We start from the raw sequence: 1,290 nt of genomic DNA on the forward strand, positions 1-1,290 counted from the left end.
GGCACTGGTCCGAGGACCTCGAAGCGCTCTTCGGCGCGGACATCCGGGAGGAGGTCCTGGGACGCGCCGCGGCCAGGGGCCGTACGGATGTGATCGACCATCTCGACCCGGACTCGGTACGCCCTTCCGTGGAGCTGCTGTCCGCCGTGCTGTCGCTCGCCAGGGGAATGCCCGAACAGCGGATCGCCCGCCTCCGGCCGCTGGTCAAACGGCTGATCGAGGAACTCGCCCGGGAGCTCGCCGCCCGGCTGCGCCCCGCGCTGACCGGCCTCACCACCCCGCGCCCCTCCCGGCGCCCCGGCGGCCGGCTCGACCTGCCCCGCACCCTGCGGGCCAACCTCGCCCACAGCCGCCGCCTGGAGGACGGCACCGTCCGGATCGTCCCCGAGCGGCCGGTCTTCAGGACCCGCGCCGCCGAGCAGAGCGACTGGCGGCTGATCCTCGTCGTCGACGTGTCCGCGTCCATGGAGTCCTCGGTCATCTGGTCGGCGCTGACCGCCGCCGTACTCGGCGGTGCGCCCATGCTCTCCGCCCACTTCCTCACCTTCAGCACGCGGGTCGTCGACCTCACCGACCGGATCGACGACCCGCTCTCCCTGCTGCTGGAGGTGAAGGTCGGCGGCGGTACCCGCATCGCGGCCGGTCTCGCGCACGCCCGCACCCTGGTGACGGTGCCGAACCGCACCCTGATGGTGGTCGTCAGCGACTTCGAGGAGGGCGGCGCGGTCGACGGTCTGCTGACCGAGGTCGGGTCCCTGGTCTCCTCCGGTGTCCACCTGCTGGGCTGCGCCGCCCTGAACGGCGACGGAACCCCCCGCTACTCGGTCCCGGTCGCGCGGCGACTCGTCGCGGCCGGAATGCCGGTGGCCGCCCTCAGCCCCCTCTCGCTCGCCCGCTGGGTGGGCGAGCGCCTCCGCGGAGCGACCCGATGAGCCGTCCTTCCCTCCCACCCGTCGCACCGGAGGTGTTCGCCTCCGCGGTGGAGAGCCTCACCACGAGGCTCCGCGGCAGACTGGACGCGGCCGTCGAGGCCCTGGCCGCCACACCGGTCACCACCGAGGACGGCACCGTCCGCGTCCGCTGCGGCGAGGACGCCCGGGTGACCCTGACCCCCGGCCCGTCCGGCACCGTCACCGCCCCCGGTCAGACCCACTGCACCTGCCTCCTGGCCCCACGCTGCCTGCACCTGGCGGCGGTCCTGGGCGCCTGCCCGGTCGCCGGCGCGACATCCGCGACCGACGCGGACGGCCCGGCGGACCGGGCCCGGCCCGCGGAGGCGGACGCGGGCCG

1 protein-coding gene and 1 pseudogene are annotated in these 1,290 nt (G+C 75.3%); both read left to right on the forward strand.

Annotated elements, in window-relative coordinates:
- On the forward strand, positions 1 to 932 hold a 932-nt coding region (locus B7767_RS42685; protein WP_143653011.1), incomplete at its 5' end, for a VWA domain-containing protein.
- A pseudogene (locus B7767_RS42690) lies at positions 929 to 1,290 on the forward strand (SWIM zinc finger family protein); the annotation flags it as partial. The gene B7767_RS42685 and the pseudogene B7767_RS42690, both read left to right, overlap by 4 nt.

This window comes from Streptomyces sp. 13-12-16 (genome assembly GCF_002114215.1).
In the GTDB taxonomy this organism is placed as follows: Bacteria; Actinomycetota; Actinomycetes; order Streptomycetales; family Streptomycetaceae; genus Streptomyces.